Origin of the sequence: Nostoc cycadae WK-1 (assembly GCF_002897135.1) — a bacterium.
In the GTDB taxonomy this organism is placed as follows: domain Bacteria; phylum Cyanobacteriota; class Cyanobacteriia; order Cyanobacteriales; family Nostocaceae; genus Nostoc_B.
Genome location: NZ_DF978424.1, coordinates 299,231 through 317,846 on the forward strand (window position 1 = coordinate 299,231; position 18,616 = coordinate 317,846).

The following is an 18,616-nucleotide window of genomic DNA, read 5'->3' on the forward strand; positions in this document are numbered from 1 at the left end:
CAAATTCTAAGTTGCTGACTGCAATAGCAGTTTTTAAAAGCCGTTTTATGTATCAACAATCGAATTTCATAAACAGAGTAAATGCTCCCTAGCATTTTCAAAACTTAGTATAAAAGACGCAAGTTTGAAGGCAGCATGACCACCTCCAATTTTGTCAGGGTGCGCGTACAAGCAAACTGATGTCTAGCTAACTGAAAGCTATGGGGTTTCTCTTGTGATTAGTATTTCGCTCCGTCCGGTTGGACGTTATTGGGGCACTCTTAGTTTTGCCTCTACTCTCTATCTTTGTCCCATATTAGATTTACTGCTGGCAGAAATTCCAGCTAAATTACAAGCAGAATTGCGGCTAGGACTCCAAGAAGCCTTAGTAAATGCCGCAAAACATGGTAATAATCTTGATCCCAGTAAAAGAGTTGTAGTCCGTTTTTCTTTAATAGATAATCAGTATTGGTGGGTGATATCAGACCAAGGCCAAGGCTTTAAGCCAGAACCAAGTTCTGAAGAAGATCCTACAGATTATTTACCATCTGATGATTCAGAAAGTGGTCGAGGTTTATGTCTCCTGCATCAAATTTTTGATCAGGTACAATGGAGCCGCAAAGGTACAGAATTAAGATTGTGTAAACAGATGGAAAATCGCCCCCGGTTATCTTTGAGGCGATAACAAGTAAAAAATAAAAAGGCAAAAGGCAAAAGTTTCTATTCTTTTTACTTTTACCTTTTAACTTTTAACTTTTAACTTCCCATTTTCTTCTGTCCATGTGTGGGACATGGGGGTGCAGATATTGATTTATCTAGCCAGCCTGTGGCTTGTTCTAAGCGGGCGAGGGCTTCTTGTGGTTGGTTTTTGAGGAGAAATACAAGAGCCGCCGCGGCTTGTTCACTAGCGCGAGAATTGCGGTTAGACTTGAGGCGATGCCAATCGTTAGGAGAGATGGTGAGTCTTTCCATGAGGGCTTGCGCTAGTTCTAGGGTGCTGAGTTCTAAGTGCGGAGGATGAAGAGATTCCATATTTATAAATTTGGGGATTGACTAGTAACTTTTAACTATTGGCATTACATCAATCTTAATTTACTACCAGTCAATGAAGCCGCCGAGAAAGTCACATAATTCTTCGTCTGAAGAAAATCAATCACCAGATTTTGAGCAAGAATTAGCAGAAGTAGAGCGATCGCTGATCTCCATCAAAGAACGATACACTCAAATCAAGAGCGATCAAGAGCAAAAGGCAGAATGGCAACAACGTCAGCAAGAATTAAAAGACAATAAACCTCAAACACCAGAAATCAAAGCTGAGTTACAGCAAATTCAAAAGCAATTGGAATTGCTAGAAATTAATTTAGAAAGTCGGTTATTTTCTTGGCGTAGTCTGAAAAAACCTTTCTGGCAAGCCATCCGCTTTGGTGGAATGGGCGTTATCATAGGCTGGATATTAAAATCCTGTGCTGGGTAAATATGGTAAATCGACAAATTGCAGAAATATTGCGAAGTGGTCAACCTGATGAGTCTCTTGTAGTTCAAGGCTGGGTAAGAACAAAGCGTGACTTGAAAGGATTTGCTTTTATTGAAGTCAATGACGGTTCATCACTAGCGAATTTGCAAGTTGTCATCCATCAGGATTTGCCTGACTTTGAGGCAATTTTGAAAAAACTGAACACAGGTGCGTCAGTTGAAGTTAATGGCGTACTAGTGGCTTCTCAAGGAAAGGGACAGCGTATTGAATTGAAAGCCGAGGCGGTGAAAGTCTACGGTGAAGCTGATCCCGAAACATATCCTTTGCAGAAGAAACGCCACTCATTTGAATTTTTGCGTACTATTGGACATTTGCGATCGCGTACCAATTCCTTTGGTGCAGTTTTCCGTGTCAGAAATGCTTGTTCAACAGCAATTCACCAATTCTTCCAAGAACGTGGCTTTTTGTGGGTACACACCCCTATTATCACCGCCAGTGATTGCGAAGGTGCAGGTGAACTATTTAGCGTTACTAGTTTAGATCTCAAAAATATTCCCCGCACTGACAACCAAGCTGTAGATTATAGCCAAGACTTTTTTGCTAAACCCACATACTTAACAGTTAGTGGCCAGTTAGAAGCAGAAGTTATGGCGATGGCTTTTTCTAACGTCTACACCTTTGGCCCCACCTTCCGTGCAGAAAATTCTAATACCTCCCGTCACCTTGCAGAATTTTGGATGGTTGAACCAGAAATGGCATTTTGCGATTTAGAAGGTGATATGGATTTAGCTGAAGCATTTCTCAAACATATTTTTAATTATGTGTTAGAAAAATGTCCTGAAGATATGGAATTTTTCAACCAACGCATTGATGATACTGTTTTGGCTACAGCCGAAAATATTGTTAACAATCAGTTTGAACGTCTGACTTATACAGATGCCATCAAGCTGTTAGAAAAAGCTGATGTTAAGTTTGATTATCCTGTGAATTGGGGTTTAGATTTACAATCAGAACATGAGCGCTATCTTGCAGAGCAATTGTTTAAAAAGCCAGTAATTGTGACAGATTATCCCGCGCAAATTAAAGCTTTTTATATGCGTTTGAGTGACGATGAAAAAACAGTCCGCGCAATGGATATTCTCGCACCCAAAATTGGAGAAATTATCGGCGGTTCTCAAAGAGAAGAACGTTTAGATGTATTAGAACGGCGGGTGATAGCGCAAGGAATGAAACCCGAAGATTTGTGGTGGTATTTAGACTTGCGGCGTTTTGGTACTGTTCCTCACGCTGGGTTCGGTTTAGGCTTTGAAAGACTTGTGCAGTTCATGACAGGTATGGGTAATATTCGTGATGTTATTCCCTTCCCACGTACACCACAAAATGCTGAGTTTTAGTATTTAGTGAATAGTTAAATAAAACCCACACTAGCGGGTTTTATTTTTACATTTTAATGACAATTAACAGCCGTAGCCGAGTTTACCTTTGTTAAATCACTAGTAAATACGGCTGTGTATTTATAAGGTGATGAACCAGCACAAGTCATAGAATTTTTATCAGCACGCCGTGGACTCCACCAGGAATCTGCTAGTACTTTTAAAGTTGTGCCATTCCATGACAAATTAGTGACAGCTAAAGAGTTAGTTTTACCATCATTCGGCTTTTTGGCAGTAACAAAGGTCGCAAAATAAACACTACCGTTAGTAGGATTAATTCTGGCGATAATGGCTACTTTTGCACCACCACCGCTACCATAAGAAGATAACCAACCGTTCTTAGCAAAGCGGCGAAAATCATTACCAGTTTGGCTACCCGTCGAAGTGAAAACGCCATACAAAACGTTTCCCCCATCCCATAACAACCCGTAACCTGTACCATCATCATTAGTGATTTCATAGTCACTACGACACCATTTTTTTACACCGTTATCAAAGCGAATGATGCGGGGATCTTTGTTTTGAGATGATACTTGTTGATAACCAATGTAGATGTTTTTGCTTCCAATAGATATCTTCGGCCCGTTTTTAGCTTTGATGCTTATTTCGCTGTCATTGCAGGTAAATGCTACACTTTTAGCGAAAGATGTCTTGATACTAGTTTGGGCTACAACTTGAGGAATGATTAAATCAATTCCTAATGCTGCTGCTAATAAAGATAAAAAGGCTAGAGATTGGGAAAATTGTTGGCGCTTAATCATGAGTTAGAAGTAGGGAACCCTGTAAAAACCGACACCATAACACAAAAATTTACTCAGCGCCAATCTTATTATTAATGTGGCTGGGAAATGAATATCTTAGCGGTATAGCCTGGGATATTAGTTAATAAAGTATCTTCGCTAACTTTTATTTGACAATTATCGCACCAATCGTACCAAGATTCAGTCATCGGAAAATTTGGAATAGCGTAATCAATGAGATGTTGATGAGAAAAGTTGAGGACTACAGCAACTTTAGAACCTTGATTATGCCAACGAATATATGCTAAGACTTTAGCCTCAGCATTGGTGTGAAAAAAATCAATATTGTCACTTTGCAAAGCTGGAGTTTGCTGACGTAAAGCAATGAGTTTTTGATAATACTGAAATAACTCATAATTTTGGACGTTTGCTAGTAAAGACCAATTAATTTTTTTGGGTTGAGTTACGCTTTTACTTTTGTGTTGATATTCACCAAATTCATCACCCATCCATAGCATAGGTATACCCATTGCTGTCATAAGTACAACGGCTGCTAATTTAGCTTTAGTAAATGCCTCTTTACCAAAAATACCGCTATCGCCTAATTCTCTCAATAGCCGTTCACGGTCATGGGTAGCTAAATAATTGATTACATTTATACTTGTGGCATAACCTTGTTTTCTCGGATCTAATACCGACATGACTTCCTCTAATTCAAATTTGTCTCCACAAATTAAAGGAATTATAAAATAGTGAAAACTTTCATGCCAACAAGCATCTAATGGCCCATCTGGTTTGACTACAGTGCTGGTGTCGGGAATGTGTTCGGCAATATTATAAAACTGTTTTGGTGCGGCACTTTGTTTTGCTTGTTGAGCCAACCATTCTAAAAATTCAAAGTTAGCTAATTGGCGCACTGCATCAAACCGAATACCATCAACATGGTACTCTTTAATCCAAAATTGTACTACATCTCCAATATATTTCCACGCAGGTTTGATATTTAATTTTTCATCGTAATTATTATAGTTAAACTCTGGCCCCCAGTAATTATCAGGGTCTTCAGGATAATGTTTATGTTCGTAATACCAATAATTTCTATCAATTAGCATTAACGGACATGCTTCATCTGTGTGATTGTAAATTCCATCGAGAAAAACCCGAATGCCTCTACTATGACATTCATCAATAAACTGCTTTAAATCTTCTGTAGTTCCATAACTAGATTCAGTAGCAAAGAAATGGCGAACTTTATAACCCCAATTATAATCACCAGGATATTCATTTACAGGCATTAATTCAATTGCATTGATGCCTAGTTCGCAAAGATAATCTAGTTTGGCGATCGCTCCTAAATATTTACCACGTTTATCAGGCTCACTTTCATCGCCAGTAAAGTCTGCAATATGCAATTCATATATGACTAATTCTTCATTTGGTGGCAGGGGATGATCATCATGTTGCCAAACATATGTGTCGATAATTCGTTCACCATTTTTAATCTGCATCACACCATATTCTCTGGCTTCATCAATATCTGTAGCGTAGGGATCAATTACATCTACCCATTCATTAATTTGAAACTGAGGACTTTTTGTTTGCACTCGAAATTTATATGAGTAAATTCCATCTGCTAATGATATTTGAGTCTGGAAATAGCCATTTTTGGTTTTTTCTAATGGTATATCTTGCCAGTCAGAAAAAGAGCCGATTAAACTTGCCTGTTCATTACGGGGAGCAAATAATTTAAATTCAATTAAATTTGCCATTTTAGTTAGATATATTTGCCAAAATAATATTTATTAATTCTGGACTTTAGAATCCATAAAAGCTTCTTTCGGAAGTTATAAGAAATAACGATGAGTCAAAAGGCTTAATTTCCTAAGATAGAGATAATAGTTTGTCAGCGAGCAAAAATCTGAATTACTAGGATTTGCGATCGCACCAAATTTCAAGTGAGTGAATTACACTATCTAAAAGAGTCGCGTCTTTGTATCGCAGCGCGTAATACATGGCTAATACTCACACTCTCAAACACCCAAATCCTTTAATAGCCGTCAAAAAATCGAATTAAGGCTCCTGACTAGGAAAATTTTCACATTTTCACATTAATGCTATAGCGCTGTAACAAAAGTGTAATAAACGCTGTCTACATTAGTAATAGATTCAAACAACTTTTCAGACAGCAATGCAAAATCAAATACCAGACGGAAATAACCCATTAAATAGCAATTTAGATACCAAATACCGCAAACAAGCGTCTTGGAAGAAAGCAGCAGCTTCTCTATCGCTAGTGTTGCTAGGATCTGGTATGACCTTGACAGGTGGTTATCTTGCTAACCATAAGTCGCAGGTGTCGGAAAGTGCATCGAATTTGGCCTTGAGTCGAGTTAATGCTGCACCGCCTATCGTGGCTGGTACAGACCCTAATTTTGTGACTCAGGTGGTACAGAAGGTAGGGCCAGCAGTCGTGCGAATTAATTCTTCCCGTACTGTAAAAAGTCAATTACCAGAAGAATTCAACGACCCATTGTTACGCCGCTTTTTTGGTTCACAACTACCAGAAGCTCAAGAAAGAGTAGAGCGCGGTACTGGTTCTGGGTTTATTATCAGTGGTGATGGTCAGATTTTAACTAATGCTCACGTTGTTGATGGTGCTGATACAGTGACAGTCATCCTCAAGGATGGGCGGAGTTTTCAAGGTAAGGTTTTAGGAAAAGACGAATTAACTGATGTAGCGGTTGTCAAAATTCAAGCCAGCAATTTGCCGACTGTCACCGTGGGTAACTCTGACCAATTGCAACCAGGAGAATGGGCGATCGCGATCGGCAATCCTTTAGGATTAGATAATACAGTAACTACAGGTATCATCAGCGCCACTGGACGCAGTAGTAATCAAATCGGTGCATCTGATAAGCGTGTAGATTTTATTCAAACTGATGCAGCAATTAATCCTGGTAACTCTGGCGGGCCGCTACTCAATGCCCGTGGTGAAGTAATAGCTATGAATACAGCTATTATTCAAGGAGCGCAAGGTATAGGTTTTGCTATTCCTATCGCTACAGCACAACGCATTGCTAATCAACTGATCTCTACAGGTAAAGTTGAGCATCCTTATCTGGGAATTCAGATGATTGGATTAACACCACAACTAAAACAAAATATTAATTCTGACCCCAATAGTGGTTTGAGTATTGATGAAGATAAAGGTGTTTTAGTTGTGAAAGTTCTGCCTAATTCACCAGCCGCAAAAGCCGGACTACGTGCGGGTGATGTTATTCAAAAACTGGAAGGTAACGCTGTTACAGACGCTGAGAGTGTCCAGAAAGCAGTTGATCAAAGTCGAATTGGCGGAGATTTGCGCTTAGAGTTACGCCGTAATGGACAAACATTGAATTTGTCCGTACGTCCTGGTGCTTTTCCATCTCAAGTGCAGTAGGAGTTAAGTACACTTGTTTATTGATTGAGGCTGGGTGTAAGGGTGTAAGTGAAAAATCGCGTACATCCTTCACCCTTGTGTGAACTAAATGATTAACGGAAGAACAAATATCTTGCACCTATGAGCAATAAAAAGATGCCATATAATTTTTTCATGGTTTCACTGCTAATAAACGGCTGATTAGCAAATAAGGCACCAAAGAGGTTGCCTACTACTAAACCAAGGGCAATCATCACCGCATATTTGATGTTGATGTTACCGCTACGATGGTAAACTGCTGCGCCTAAAATCCCAATGGGTAAAATTTGGGCGGCGATGGAAGTCCCTGTGGCAAATTTTTGATCCATTCCTAGCAAAAGTACCATTGCTGGCACCATAATTGCACCGCCACCAATACCAAACATTCCACCAGCAACGCCAGCAGCTAAACCAATGAGTAGCATTTGTACAAGAATATTTGACATACAAAAATCTTTGTTTTGTGTTGAATCACAAAATAATTTTAGGGGACAAGATTGATTTGGGTAACATCCCGTGAACTCCTTTTTGAGGACTGTTCACAACTTGAGTGATGCGAAAATTTACAGCTAAACTACACAAAACATAAGCATCTTCTGCTGATAAATTGGCAAAATGCTTCAAAAAATCAATCATATTTTTTAAAGCTTGTTCTAGGGCTGCATCTAAAGTTTCAGCAAAGCCCATTGTAATAATATCTGTGGGGGTTTCGGCAATGGGTGTTGTGAGTGATAAATCTTTGCGAAGTTTGAGGGAGATTTTACCGTTCATAGAAGTTTCAATGGCGGTAACATTTACTTCTCCATCTCCTTGTGCAGAATGTCCATCACCAAGAGAAAATAATGCTCCAGGCACGTAAATTGGTAAAAATAACCGCGAACCTGCTTGGAGTTCGCGGTTATCGATGTTACCGCCATAATTACCGGGGGGAATGGAATTGCGATCGCTTGTAGGAGTTGCAACCCCCAGGATACCAAAAAAGGGTTTGAGGGGAATTTTGATGCGGCTATTGGCGGGGAATTCTGCAATATTATTAGCTAAATCTAGGGGAATGAATCTCAATGCAGGCTGGGTAAAATGTTCTGGTAAGGCTCCCCAACCTGGACGAATAGCATTAAAGCCAACTGGTAAACGTGGTGCGATCGCTTCTAATTTTACTTCTAATACATCTCCTGGTTCGGCATCGCGCACATAAATCGGCCCTGTAAGTAAATGCGGCCCTCCAGCAATTTTCCGTTCATCTGGCAGATTTTGGCAGATATCCACAAATTCTGGGGTGAGGAATTCTGGTGGCGCTTTGTCATAAATGTAGTAACCTGTGAAGGTTTCAACATCAATGGTGTCACCAGAATCAATAGTGAGTGCTGGTGTTAATAAATGGGAGAAACCACCAAGATGTACTGTTTTTTTAGTCGCTTTTAAACTGTGGTGAGTCATTACCGCTATTGTTTTCCAGATTATTGTTTAGGATAGCGGATTAACTGTTTCATTCACCCGTGTATTTTAAGCTGTCAAATCTTGATGTAATATCTAGATACCTGACTTTCTGGAGAAGTCAGATATATGATGTTGTTGGGTTTTGCTATTGCTTCAACCAACCTACATTTTTACTACAGTTTTTATACTAACTATTTTCTTGAAAGCGCCTTCTATCTTCAATTAATTCTTCTAGCTTTTCTACCTCTTCAACTGTATAAAATGTTTGATTCGGCTCAGATGTGATTTTATCCATCAAAGCGTGAAAAGCTTCAGTATCGTTGCGATGTTTTAACAGATAAGCTTTCAACTCAGATTTACTCATTGCTGCAAAGTTTGGTTTGGTCATTCTTCGTATCTCCATTTGCCATCGCGTGTAATTAAGATACCTGTTTCTTGTCCAGCCAGAATGTAAATGTTTCCAGTACGTTCATCGATGCGGACTAGAAAAATAGGCAAAAACAAACTCGTAATATTTTGACAAATGATAAAGCACGTTCTTGTCTGTTCTGAAGTAGGATAAAGTGGGTTGCTCATTATAATTGTAAACTGCAATAAATAAACACACAGCGAAGCAACAGTTGATGAGTAACTTTAACAACGCTGCTGTGCTGTGTCTCTACTGTTAGTTTACCGATACAGCCAAACGCGTAATAAAGAAAGCAACTGTTCAATATCTACAGGTTTGGTGATGTAATCTGATGCGCCGGATTCGATGCACTTTTCGCGATCGCCTTGCATAGCTTTGGCGGTGAGGGCAATAATTGGTAAAGCTCTGAATCGTTCATTTTGCCGAATTAAGCGGGTTGTCTCATAACCGTCCATTTCGGGCATCATCACATCCATTAACACCACATCAATATCTTGTGTAGTTTCTAACAGTGTGATACCATCTCTGCCGTTTTCTGCATAGATAACCTGCATGTGATAGCGTTCTAGCATACTGGTCAAGGCAAAGATATTGCGGACATCGTCATCAACAATTAATACTTTTTTATTTGCCAGGATGTAGTCACGGGAGTGCAGTTGTTCGAGTATTTGGCGTTTGGGTTCTGGTAAAGCGGCTTGGACTCGGTGTAAGAATAATGTAGTTTCATCAAGCAAACGTTCTGGCGATCGCACATCTTTGACGATAATTGTTTCGGTAATCCGTCGTAGTTCTGATTCTTGGGATTTGCTCAATTCAATGCCTGTGTAAATAATGATGGGTAAAGATTCACCATTGGGCTGTTGTTTAATTTGCTGAAGTAGTTCAAACCCGTTCATATCGGGTAGCCCCAAATCTAGCACCAGACAATCAAATTGTTGGGTGTTAATCGCCTCTAAGGCTTCTGCACCAGAAGCGACGGCGGTAGTAGCAACATCGCTATTACCAATTAACTCCACAATGCTATGGCGTTGAGTATCGTCATCTTCAACTACCAGCAAATTCTTCACCCGCCGTTCCACAAAACCTTTAATTTTGTTTAAAGCCTCAGATATACTTTCGCTGCTGGCTGGTTTTTGCAAATATGCTAACGCGCCTAATTGCAAACTCCGTCGTTTGCCTTCTTCGACTGTCATGATATGTACAGGAATATGACGGGTATTTGGATCATGTTTTAAGCGATCTAACACCGTCCAACCATCCATATCAGGTAGGCGGATATCAAGTAAAATCCCCAAAGGTTGGAATTGTTGGGCTAATGCTAAACCATTACTACCACTTTGGGCGGCGATGACTTTGAATCCTTGCTGCTGTGCCATTTCTAAGAGGATGCGAGCGAAATGAATGTCATCTTCGACAATTAACAAGATGCGATCGCCATTGTGGATATCAATGCGATCGTCTTCTAAAATTGGCACTTGGGAGTTAGGGATTAGCCACTGTGTTGGAGATGCAACGGGATTAACTACCTCTGTTGGCTGCACTTCAGTGACTGCTAAGGTGGTTGTGTGCTGTGTGTTGAAGGTTGCTGGCTGAGTCGCCATTCGTTGAGTTGTTGGTTCAGGAGTGGTGAATGTTGACTCAGAATTGAATTGTGGCAAGTAGAAGGTAAATGTACTGCCTTGAGTTAGGCTACTTACTAAGGTAATTTCTCCACCAAACAGACGGGCAATTTCTCGGCTGATGGATAAGCCTAGCCCTGTACCGCCGTATTTGCGGCTAGTAGTGCCGTCGGCTTGTTGAAATGCTTCAAAAATCACTTTTTGCTTTTCGGGGGCAATACCAATCCCTGTATCGATGACAGAAAAGGCAACTACTATTGGGGCGCGGTTCAAGGTTTCTTGATTAATACTCCATCCTTGCTTGGCGACATCTATTTGCAAGCGTACTTCACCGCGATCGGTAAATTTAAAGGCATTGGAAAGGAGATTTTTCAGGACTTGTTGCAAACGTTTGGGGTCAGTATAAATTGCTTTGGGAAGTTCAGTACCTAATTCAATGGTGAAACCGAGTCCTTTGTCTTGGGCGATTTGGCGGAAGGTGCGATCGGTTTGATCTCGCAAATCTGTAACTAACATCTGAGACATATCAATAGACATGGTTCCCGATTCAATTTTCGCCAAATCGAGGATGTCATTAATCAGCGCTAACAAGTCATTCCCGGCGGAGTAAATGGTGCGACTATATTCAACTTGTTTGGTGCTAAGATTCCCATCGATGTTATCTGTCAACAACTTCGCCAAAATTAACAGGCTATTTAACGGTGTCCGCAGTTCGTGGGACATATTCGCCAGAAATTCTGATTTGTATTTGGATGATAGGGCGAGTTGGGCAGCTTTTTCTTCTAAAGATAATCTGGCTTGTTCAATTTCGCGGTTTTTCCACTCGACTTCTTTCTTTTGCTGTGCCAACAACTCGGCTTTTTCTTCGAGTTCGGCGTTGGTTTGCTGGAGTTCTTCTTGTTGTGTTCTGAGTAAATCTTCCGAAGTCTTCAGAGATTGGGCTTGTTGTTCGAGGCGTTTATTTGTTTCTTTGAGTTCGTTTTGCTGAGTTTGTAGTTCTTCGGCTAAAGATTGGGACTGTTTCAGCAATTCTTCGGTACGCATGGAAGCAGCGATGGTGTTGAGAACGATCGCAATACTTTCGGTGAGTTGATCGAAGAATGTTAAGTGAATCTCGCTAAAGCGGCGGAATGAAGCTAATTCAATTACCGCTGTCACTTGTCCTTCAAACAACACGGGTAAAACTACAGCATTAAGTGGGGCTGCTTCACCCAAACCAGAGCTAATTTTGACATAATCCATCGGGACTTCTGTTAACAAAATTCGCTCTTTTTCCAAAGCGCATTGTCCCACCAAACCTTCGCCCAAGTGAAAGCGATTCGCTAGATGTTTGCGTTCGCGGTAAGCATAACTGCTGAGTAATTTGAGAAACTGCTGTTGGTCGCCTGCATCCATTAAGTAGAATACGCCATGTTGTGCGCCTACCAGTGGTGCAAGTTCCGAGAGAATGAGTTTGGAGACGGTTTCCAAGTCGCGCTGACCTTGCAGCATTCGGGTAAATTTGGCGAGGTTGGTCTTTAACCAGTCTTGTTCGGTGTTCTTTTGGGTGGTCTCGCGCAGGTTGGCAATCATCTGGTTGATGTTGTCTTTCAGGATTGCCACTTCCCCTAGTGCTTCTACGGAAATTGACCGGGTTAAGTCGCCTTTTGTTACTGCTGTTGCTACTTCGGCGATCGCGCGTAACTGAGTTGTGAGTGTCGCCGCCAGTTCGTTTACGTTGTCTGTTAAGTCTTTCCACGTTCCGGCTGCACCTGGAACCTTAGCTTGACCGCCTAACTTCCCTTCAATTCCTACTTCCCGCGCTACGGTTGTTACCTGATTGGCAAAGGTCGCTAGGGTATCAATCATTTCGTTGATGGTTTCTGCTAAGGTTTCAATTTCACCTTTAGCATCTAACATCAATTTCCGTTTCAAGTCGCCATTCGCAACGGCGGTCACAACTCGCGCAATTCCTCGCACTTGGGCTGTTAAGTTACCCGCCATCGAGTTTACATTGTCGGTCAAATCTTTCCAGGTACCAGCCACCCCTTGCACCACAGCTTGACCGCCCAATTTTCCTTCCGTTCCCACCTCCCGCGCTACCCGCGTTACTTCCGAAGCGAAGGAACTGAGTTGATCCACCATTGTATTGATGGTGTTTTTCAAGTCGAGAATCTCACCTTTCACATCCACGGTGATTTTCTTCGATAAGTCGCCATTCGCCACCGCCTTCGTTACTTCCGCGATGTTCCGCACCTGGGCTGTCAGATTACCCGCCATCGAGTTCACATTGTCGGTGAGGTCTTTCCAGGTACCGCCGACCCCTCGAACGTAGGCTTGTACACCCAGTTTTCCTTCCGTTCCCACCTCCCTAGCAACCCGCGTTACTTCTGAAGCGAAGGAGTTAAGTTGATCCACCATTGTATTGATGGTGTTCTTCAGTTCGAGAATTTCACCCTTCACATCCACCGTGATTTTCTTGGACAAGTCGCCATTCGCCACCGCCGTCGTTACATCGGCGATGTTCCGCACCTGGGCTGTCAAGCTTCCCGCCATGAAGTTCACGCTGTCGGTCAAGTCTTTCCACGTACCTGCAACGCCTTTTACTTCTGCTTGTACACCCAGTTTTCCTTCCGTTCCCACCTCTCGCGCCACCCGCGTTACTTCCGAGGCGAAGGAGTTAAGTTGATCCACCATCGTGTTGACGGTGTTTTTCAGTTCGAGAATTTCACCTTTAACATCAACGGAGATTTTCTTGGACAAGTCGCCATTCGCCACCGCCGTTGTCACCGCCGCGATGTTTCGTACTTGGGCTGTCAAACTTCCCGCCATGAAGTTCACGCTGTCCGTCAAGTCTTTCCACGTACCTGCAACACCTTTCACGTCTGCTTGTACGCCCAGTTTTCCTTCACTACCTACTTCTCGCGCCACCCGCGTTACTTCTGATGCGAAGGAGTTTAACTGATCCACCATGATATTGATGGTGTTTTTCAGTTCGAGAATTTCGCCTTTGACTTGGACTGTGATTTTCTTCGACAAGTCACCATTCGCGATCGCAGTTGCAACTTCTGCAATACTTCGCACTTGGTCGGTGAGGTTCCCCGCCATCATATTCACCGCACCCGTCAAGTCTTTCCACGTACCAGCAACCCCTCGAACTTCTGCTTGTACACCCAGTTTTCCTTCTGTACCCACCTCACGGGCAACCCTGGTTACTTCTGATGCAAAGGAACTCAGTTGATCCACCATTGTATTGATGGTGTTTTTCAACTCCAAAATCTCACCTTTTACATCCACAGTGATTTTTTTGGACAAGTCGCCATTCGCCACCGCCGTCGTCACATCCGCGATGTTCCGCACCTGGGCTGTCAAGCTTCCCGCCATGAAGTTCACCGAGTCGGTGAGGTCTTTCCACGTACCCGCAACCCCTCGGACTTCTGCTTGTACCCCCAGTTTTCCTTCACTTCCCACCTCTCGTGCTACCCGCGTTACCTCAGATGCGAAGGAGTTGAGTTGATCCACCATTGTATTGATGGTGTTTTTCAACTCCAAAATCTCACCCTTCACATCCACGGTGATTTTCTTGGATAAGTCGCCATTCGCCACCGCCGTCGTTACTTCCGCGATGTTCCGTACTTGGGCTGTCAAACTTCCCGCCATGAAGTTCACACTGTCGGTCAAGTCTTTCCACGTTCCGGCTACACCCCGCACATCTGCTTGTACACCCAGTTTTCCTTCACTTCCTACTTCTCGCGCTACCCTGGTTACTTCTGATGCAAAGGAACTGAGTTGATCCACCATGATATTGATGGTGTTTTTCAATTCAAAAATTTCGCCCTTGACATCTACAGTAATTTTCTTCGACAAGTCACCATTCGCGATCGCTGTTGCAACTTCCGCAATGTTCCGCACCTGTCCTGTCAGGTTCCCCGCCATTAAGTTCACGTTGTCGGTGAGGTCTTTCCACGTACCCGCCACCCCTCGAACTTCTGCTTGTACACCCAGTTTTCCTTCCGTTCCCACTTCCCTAGCAACCCGCGTTACTTCTGAAGCAAAGGAGTTGAGTTGATCCACCATTGTATTGATGGTGTTTTTCAGTTCGAGAATCTCACCTTTTACATCCACAGTGATTTTTTTGGACAAGTCGCCATTCGCCACCGCCGTCGTCACTTCCGCGATGTTCCGCACTTGCGCTGTCAAACTTCCCGCCATGAAGTTCACAGAGTCAGTCAAATCTTTCCACGTACCTGCTACACCTTTGACATCTGCTTGTACGCCTAACTTTCCTTCACTACCTACTTCCCTAGCAACTCTGGTTACTTCTGACACAAATGAACTGAGTTGATCCACCATGATATTGATGGTGTTTTTCAGTTCGAGAATTTCACCTTTGACATCTACAGTAATTTTCTTTGATAAATCACCATTCGCGATCGCCGTTGCAACTTCTGCAATGTTCCGCACCTGTCCTGTCAGGTTCCCCGCCATCAAGTTCACGTTATCAGTTAAGTCTTTCCATGTACCAGCAACACCGCGCACTTCTGCTTGTACACCTAATTTTCCTTCTGTTCCCACTTCCCTAGCAACTCGCGTTACCTCAGAGGCGAAGGAGTTAAGTTGATCCACCATTGTGTTGACGGTGTTTTTCAGTTCGAGAATTTCGCCTTTGACATTAACGGTGATTTTCTTCGATAAGTCACCATTCGCGATCGCTGTTGCAACTTCCGCAATGTTCCGTACTTGTCCTGTCAGGTTCCCCGCCATTAAGTTCACGTTGTCGGTGAGGTCTTTCCATGTACCCGCCACACCTTTAACTTCTGCTTGTACGCCCAGTTTTCCTTCTGTACCTACTTCCCGCGCTACCCGCGTTACTTCACTAGCAAACGAACCCAGCCGTTCCACCATTGTGTTGACGATATTGGCTGTTTGGAGAAACTCGCCTTTAAGTGCTTTACCATCTATTTCTGTGGCGATCGTTTGGGATAAATCCCCATTGGCTACCGCCCGAATCACCCGTGTAGTTTCGGCTGTGGGTTGGACTAAATCTGTAATTAGAGTATTGACAGAATTGACACAATCTGACCAAGAACCGCGCACAGTTCCCATAGAAGCGCGTTCAGTAATTTTGCCTTCTTTACCGACAACATTACCAATGCGTTGTAGTTCTAATGCCATACGCTCATTTTGATCAATAATATCGTTGAGCGTGTCAGCTATTTTCCCAGCTAGACCTGTTTGGTCTACAGACATCCGAACAGAAAAGTCACCTTTTTTAACAGCAGTTAGTGTTTTTAGCAGTTGTTTTAAATCAAGATTGTCGCTTTCTCTGATTAACTGTTCGGTTGCCATTACTATATCCTTGGGAAGTTAAGAGTAGTTTTGTAGTCTGCTGCTGGCTGATACTGATTTGGGCAAAGAAATAAATACTGTACGCTGCTATTTAAGAGCGTCATTATGCAAATTAAATTATCTAAGAACCATTCTTAATCAAGACATCGACAAAAAATCGTTGTCTTGGATGAGTAAGTTGATGTTTTCGCACAAGCGCTTTTAAGAATAGAATTGCTTTGCTAATTTCTAACTAAACTCTGGCTGAAGATAGCTAAAAATCATTTTTAAGATACCAGATTAATTATTAATTGCTATCAATTATTGTAACTCTATAATTAAATTCACTTTAGGATGAGGAAGATATTATTTCTATCTAACGAAAGATAGAGGGCAAGAAGCAATAAATTTGTTATTTTAAAAATCTTTTTTAACGCAGAGGGACGCAAGGGTCAGCGCAAAGTAACGCAGAGTTCTTTTGCGCTGATGTATTGATAAATTAAAAAATGTAAAATTTTCAAGCAATATGTTTACTAACAAAACGAATCACATCAGCTAGTCCTGATTGAGTTTTTAAATTAGTAAAGATAAAGGGTTTATCACCGCGCATTTTTTTCGTATCTCTTTCCATCACGCTTAAATCTGCGCCTACGAATGGTGCAAGGTCAGTTTTATTAATGACTAATAAATCAGACTTGGTAATTCCTGGCCCACCTTTACGAGGAATTTTATCACCAGCAGCCACATCAATAACGTAAATTGTTAAATCTACTAATTCTGGACTGAAGGTAGCGGCTAAATTATCACCACCACTTTCTAAAAAGACTATATCTAAATTATTAAAACGCTCTTCTAACTGTTCAATTGCGGCTAAATTCATTGAAGCATCTTCACGAATCGCTGTATGGGGACAACCGCCAGTTTCCACACCCAAAATGCGATCGCTTGCTAAAGCCTGAGAACGCACCAAAAACTGTGCATCCTCTTGAGTATAAATATCATTCGTCACCACAGCAAGATGATAGCGATCGCGCAACTCCTTACATAAAGCATCTACTAAAGCCGTCTTTCCCGAACCTACAGGGCCAGCAACACCTACTCGAAATGCAGTCATAAGTTAAAAGGCAAAAGTTAAAATTTTAATTGGTATTTTTGGGGCGGAAAATATCTGTTATCTCTTCTTTCGTCATGTTGTATGGGAAAGGATAAATTTTTGCATTAGGACTGCGACGCTTGACGAATAATTCTCTGATTGCTTCATCATCAGTGGGGTGTTGTCGAATGTAAGCTTTTAATTCTTGACGAGTCATTTGACTAAAATCAGGTTTGGTCATCTTCGTAAAACTCCCAACGTCCATCTTCAAAAATAATGATTTCTATTCCTTCATTAATCCCGGCTAGTATAAATATATGTTTATATATTGCATCATATCTAAACAAATGTATGGGCTGTAACATATCCGAGAGTGATTGACAGACATAAACAGCAGCCCTTGATTGGTCGCAGGTTGGCATTGATAAAAATTTTTTCTCCTATTTTTAGGATACATTTCCATATCTAAATAGCCTAACCCGAATTTGACCATCAATTTCAACTTCTAAACAACCTTGTATACTGGATTTCATGCTGCATACTAGCTAACGACAAACCCCAGCTACAACAACTCAGTTCATCATCTTCTAATACCAGAATTTCTTGGACAGTCGCACTAATTAACGGTTGTAAATCTAGCAATAATGCTTGTCCGGCGGTTTGTCCGAGGGGGATGAGTTTAACTCCAGCGGTGATGAGATTACTAGCCCAACTATGCAGATATGCTAATAAAGCAGCATTCACATTGATTTGCCAATGGGCGACAGCAATACCAAAAGCGATCGCATAATTACATCGATTACCCAGACTATTAATAGTAGGTAGTAGCTCTGGTTGTAGTTTACCAATTAATTGAGCCAGCGATCGCCCCATCTGCCAACTAGAATTGCGCAATTCTTGCGTTTCTCTCGCCGCCGATAACCAGCGATTCCAGTAACATAGGGTTTCTAAATTCCCAATTTTCGCAGATTCCGCCGCCCGTAACATCACCGCCGCCTCCAGCCGAATTGCACCGTAACGTAATTCTGAGGTTAGCCAATGCTGAAGAGTTTCCTGATTAGCAATGATCCCATCTTCCACTAAAGTTTCTAAACCTTCCGAATAACCATAAGCGCCCACAGGTAAAGCTGGACTGGCTAACTGCAAAATCCCCAAAAAATGAATATCAGTGAGGGTGATGGTGTCCATAAGCCCCTAATTCTGGCTGAAACGGTGCAATTTCCTCGGCAATTTCCAGTCCCAACTGTGCCAACATCGTTTTTACAACTCCATCTGGTGATAAGCGTAAATAACTCGGTGTAATTTCCACAGCCACATGACGATTCCCTAAATGGTATGCTGCCCGCATTAATAAAACTGATGAAGTAGCCGATACAGTCAACACAGGTTCAGGTTTTGCAATAATTCTCATTAAACTACCATCAGTTTCATCTTGTAGAATATCGCCATCCCGTAACACCGTCCCCCTAGGTAAACGCAAAAACACAACCTGACCATCCGCCATCTCAAACCGATGACGACTGCGGGTGCGTTCCTCCGCCGTCAGTGCTAAAGTTAAACTCACCACAGCATCAGCATCTGGTGGTTTACGTTGAGTCAAAATCATCTTTGCGCCTTTGCGCCTTTGCGCGAAATATTCATCATCCAACATTTTGATATTATTAACAA

The 18,616-nt window shown here is 42.0% G+C and carries 17 protein-coding genes; 4 read left to right on the forward strand and 13 right to left on the reverse strand.

The window, feature by feature from the left end; translation table 11 throughout:
* Positions 1-214 precede the first annotated feature (214 nt).
* Positions 215-664 (forward strand): ATP-binding protein, encoded by a 450-nt coding sequence (locus NCWK1_RS07585; protein WP_096575823.1) that lies wholly within the window; start codon positions 215-217, stop codon positions 662-664.
* A 71-nt stretch (positions 665-735) separates the two neighbouring features.
* On the opposite strand, the gene NCWK1_RS07590 is transcribed toward NCWK1_RS07585, so the two are convergent.
* Positions 736-1,011: a DUF6439 family protein gene (locus NCWK1_RS07590; protein ID WP_103124290.1), complete on the reverse strand. Its 276-nt coding sequence runs from the start codon at positions 1,009-1,011 to the stop codon at positions 736-738.
* A gap of 73 nt (positions 1,012-1,084) precedes the next feature.
* On the opposite strand from NCWK1_RS07590, the gene NCWK1_RS07595 reads away from it, so the two are divergent.
* Entirely contained in the window at positions 1,085-1,453 is a 369-nt protein-coding gene (locus tag NCWK1_RS07595) for a sll0565 family protein (protein WP_103124291.1), read from the forward strand.
* 2 nt (positions 1,454-1,455) lie between these two features.
* Positions 1,456-2,847 carry an asparagine--tRNA ligase gene (gene asnS, locus NCWK1_RS07600; protein ID WP_103124292.1) on the forward strand — a complete coding sequence of 464 codons (1,392 nt, stop codon included), beginning with the start codon at positions 1,456-1,458 and terminating at the stop codon, positions 2,845-2,847.
* Between the two features lie 53 nt (positions 2,848-2,900).
* Here asnS and NCWK1_RS07605 read toward each other — a convergent pair whose 3' ends face one another.
* Together NCWK1_RS07605 and NCWK1_RS07610 are read right to left on the reverse strand one after the other, a co-directional pair.
* Positions 2,901-3,647, reverse strand: a complete 747-nt coding sequence (locus tag NCWK1_RS07605; RefSeq protein WP_103124293.1) for a hypothetical protein — start codon at positions 3,645-3,647, stop codon at positions 2,901-2,903.
* Positions 3,648-3,718: 71 nt separating this feature from the next.
* Positions 3,719-5,395, reverse strand: a complete 1,677-nt coding sequence (locus NCWK1_RS07610; RefSeq protein WP_103124294.1) for an alpha-amylase family glycosyl hydrolase — start codon at positions 5,393-5,395, stop codon at positions 3,719-3,721.
* A gap of 419 nt (positions 5,396-5,814) precedes the next feature.
* On the opposite strand from NCWK1_RS07610, the gene NCWK1_RS07615 reads away from it, so the two are divergent.
* Positions 5,815-7,065, forward strand: coding sequence for an HhoA/HhoB/HtrA family serine endopeptidase (locus NCWK1_RS07615; RefSeq protein WP_103124295.1), 1,251 nt, complete (start codon positions 5,815-5,817; stop codon positions 7,063-7,065).
* A 92-nt stretch (positions 7,066-7,157) separates the two neighbouring features.
* Here the strand turns inward: NCWK1_RS07615 and NCWK1_RS07620 are convergent, their stop codons facing one another.
* The 10 genes from NCWK1_RS07620 to ureE all read right to left on the reverse strand — a co-directional run bounded on the left by NCWK1_RS07620 (position 7,158) and on the right by ureE (position 18,599).
* Entirely contained in the window at positions 7,158-7,529 is a 372-nt protein-coding gene (locus tag NCWK1_RS07620) for a sulfite exporter TauE/SafE family protein (protein WP_096575809.1), read from the reverse strand.
* Positions 7,530-7,554: 25 nt separating this feature from the next.
* The gene (locus NCWK1_RS07625) at positions 7,555-8,520 is read right to left on the reverse strand and encodes an acetamidase/formamidase family protein (protein ID WP_103124296.1); all 966 of its coding nucleotides are present in this window, start codon (positions 8,518-8,520) and stop codon (positions 7,555-7,557) included.
* A gap of 187 nt (positions 8,521-8,707) precedes the next feature.
* Positions 8,708-8,908 carry a DUF6887 family protein gene (locus NCWK1_RS07630; RefSeq protein ID WP_096575805.1) on the reverse strand — a complete coding sequence of 67 codons (201 nt, stop codon included), beginning with the start codon at positions 8,906-8,908 and terminating at the stop codon, positions 8,708-8,710.
* Positions 8,905-9,096 (reverse strand): DUF6888 family protein, encoded by a 192-nt coding sequence (locus tag NCWK1_RS30585; protein WP_103124297.1) that lies wholly within the window; start codon positions 9,094-9,096, stop codon positions 8,905-8,907. Before NCWK1_RS30585 ends, NCWK1_RS07630 begins: the two co-directional genes overlap by 4 nt.
* A 93-nt stretch (positions 9,097-9,189) precedes the next feature.
* Entirely contained in the window at positions 9,190-15,876 is a 6,687-nt protein-coding gene (locus NCWK1_RS07640) for a HAMP domain-containing protein (RefSeq protein ID WP_103124298.1), read from the reverse strand.
* Positions 15,877-16,372: 496 nt separating this feature from the next.
* Positions 16,373-16,969 carry an urease accessory protein UreG gene (gene ureG, locus NCWK1_RS07645; RefSeq protein ID WP_096575799.1) on the reverse strand — a complete coding sequence of 199 codons (597 nt, stop codon included), beginning with the start codon at positions 16,967-16,969 and terminating at the stop codon, positions 16,373-16,375.
* Positions 16,970-16,994: 25 nt separating this feature from the next.
* Positions 16,995-17,189, reverse strand: a complete 195-nt coding sequence (locus NCWK1_RS07650) for a DUF6887 family protein (protein ID WP_096575797.1) — start codon at positions 17,187-17,189, stop codon at positions 16,995-16,997.
* Positions 17,176-17,370, reverse strand: coding sequence for a DUF6888 family protein (locus NCWK1_RS07655; protein WP_096575795.1), 195 nt, complete (start codon positions 17,368-17,370; stop codon positions 17,176-17,178). Before NCWK1_RS07655 ends, NCWK1_RS07650 begins: the two co-directional genes overlap by 14 nt.
* Before the next feature lie 76 nt (positions 17,371-17,446).
* Positions 17,447-18,136: an urease accessory protein UreF gene (locus NCWK1_RS07660; protein WP_096575793.1), complete on the reverse strand. Its 690-nt coding sequence runs from the start codon at positions 18,134-18,136 to the stop codon at positions 17,447-17,449.
* The gene (gene ureE / locus NCWK1_RS07665; protein ID WP_422730846.1) at positions 18,114-18,599 is read right to left on the reverse strand and encodes an urease accessory protein UreE; all 486 of its coding nucleotides are present in this window, start codon (positions 18,597-18,599) and stop codon (positions 18,114-18,116) included. The genes NCWK1_RS07660 and ureE overlap by 23 nt, the downstream gene beginning before the upstream one ends.
* Between the last annotated feature and the right edge of the window lie 17 nt (positions 18,600-18,616).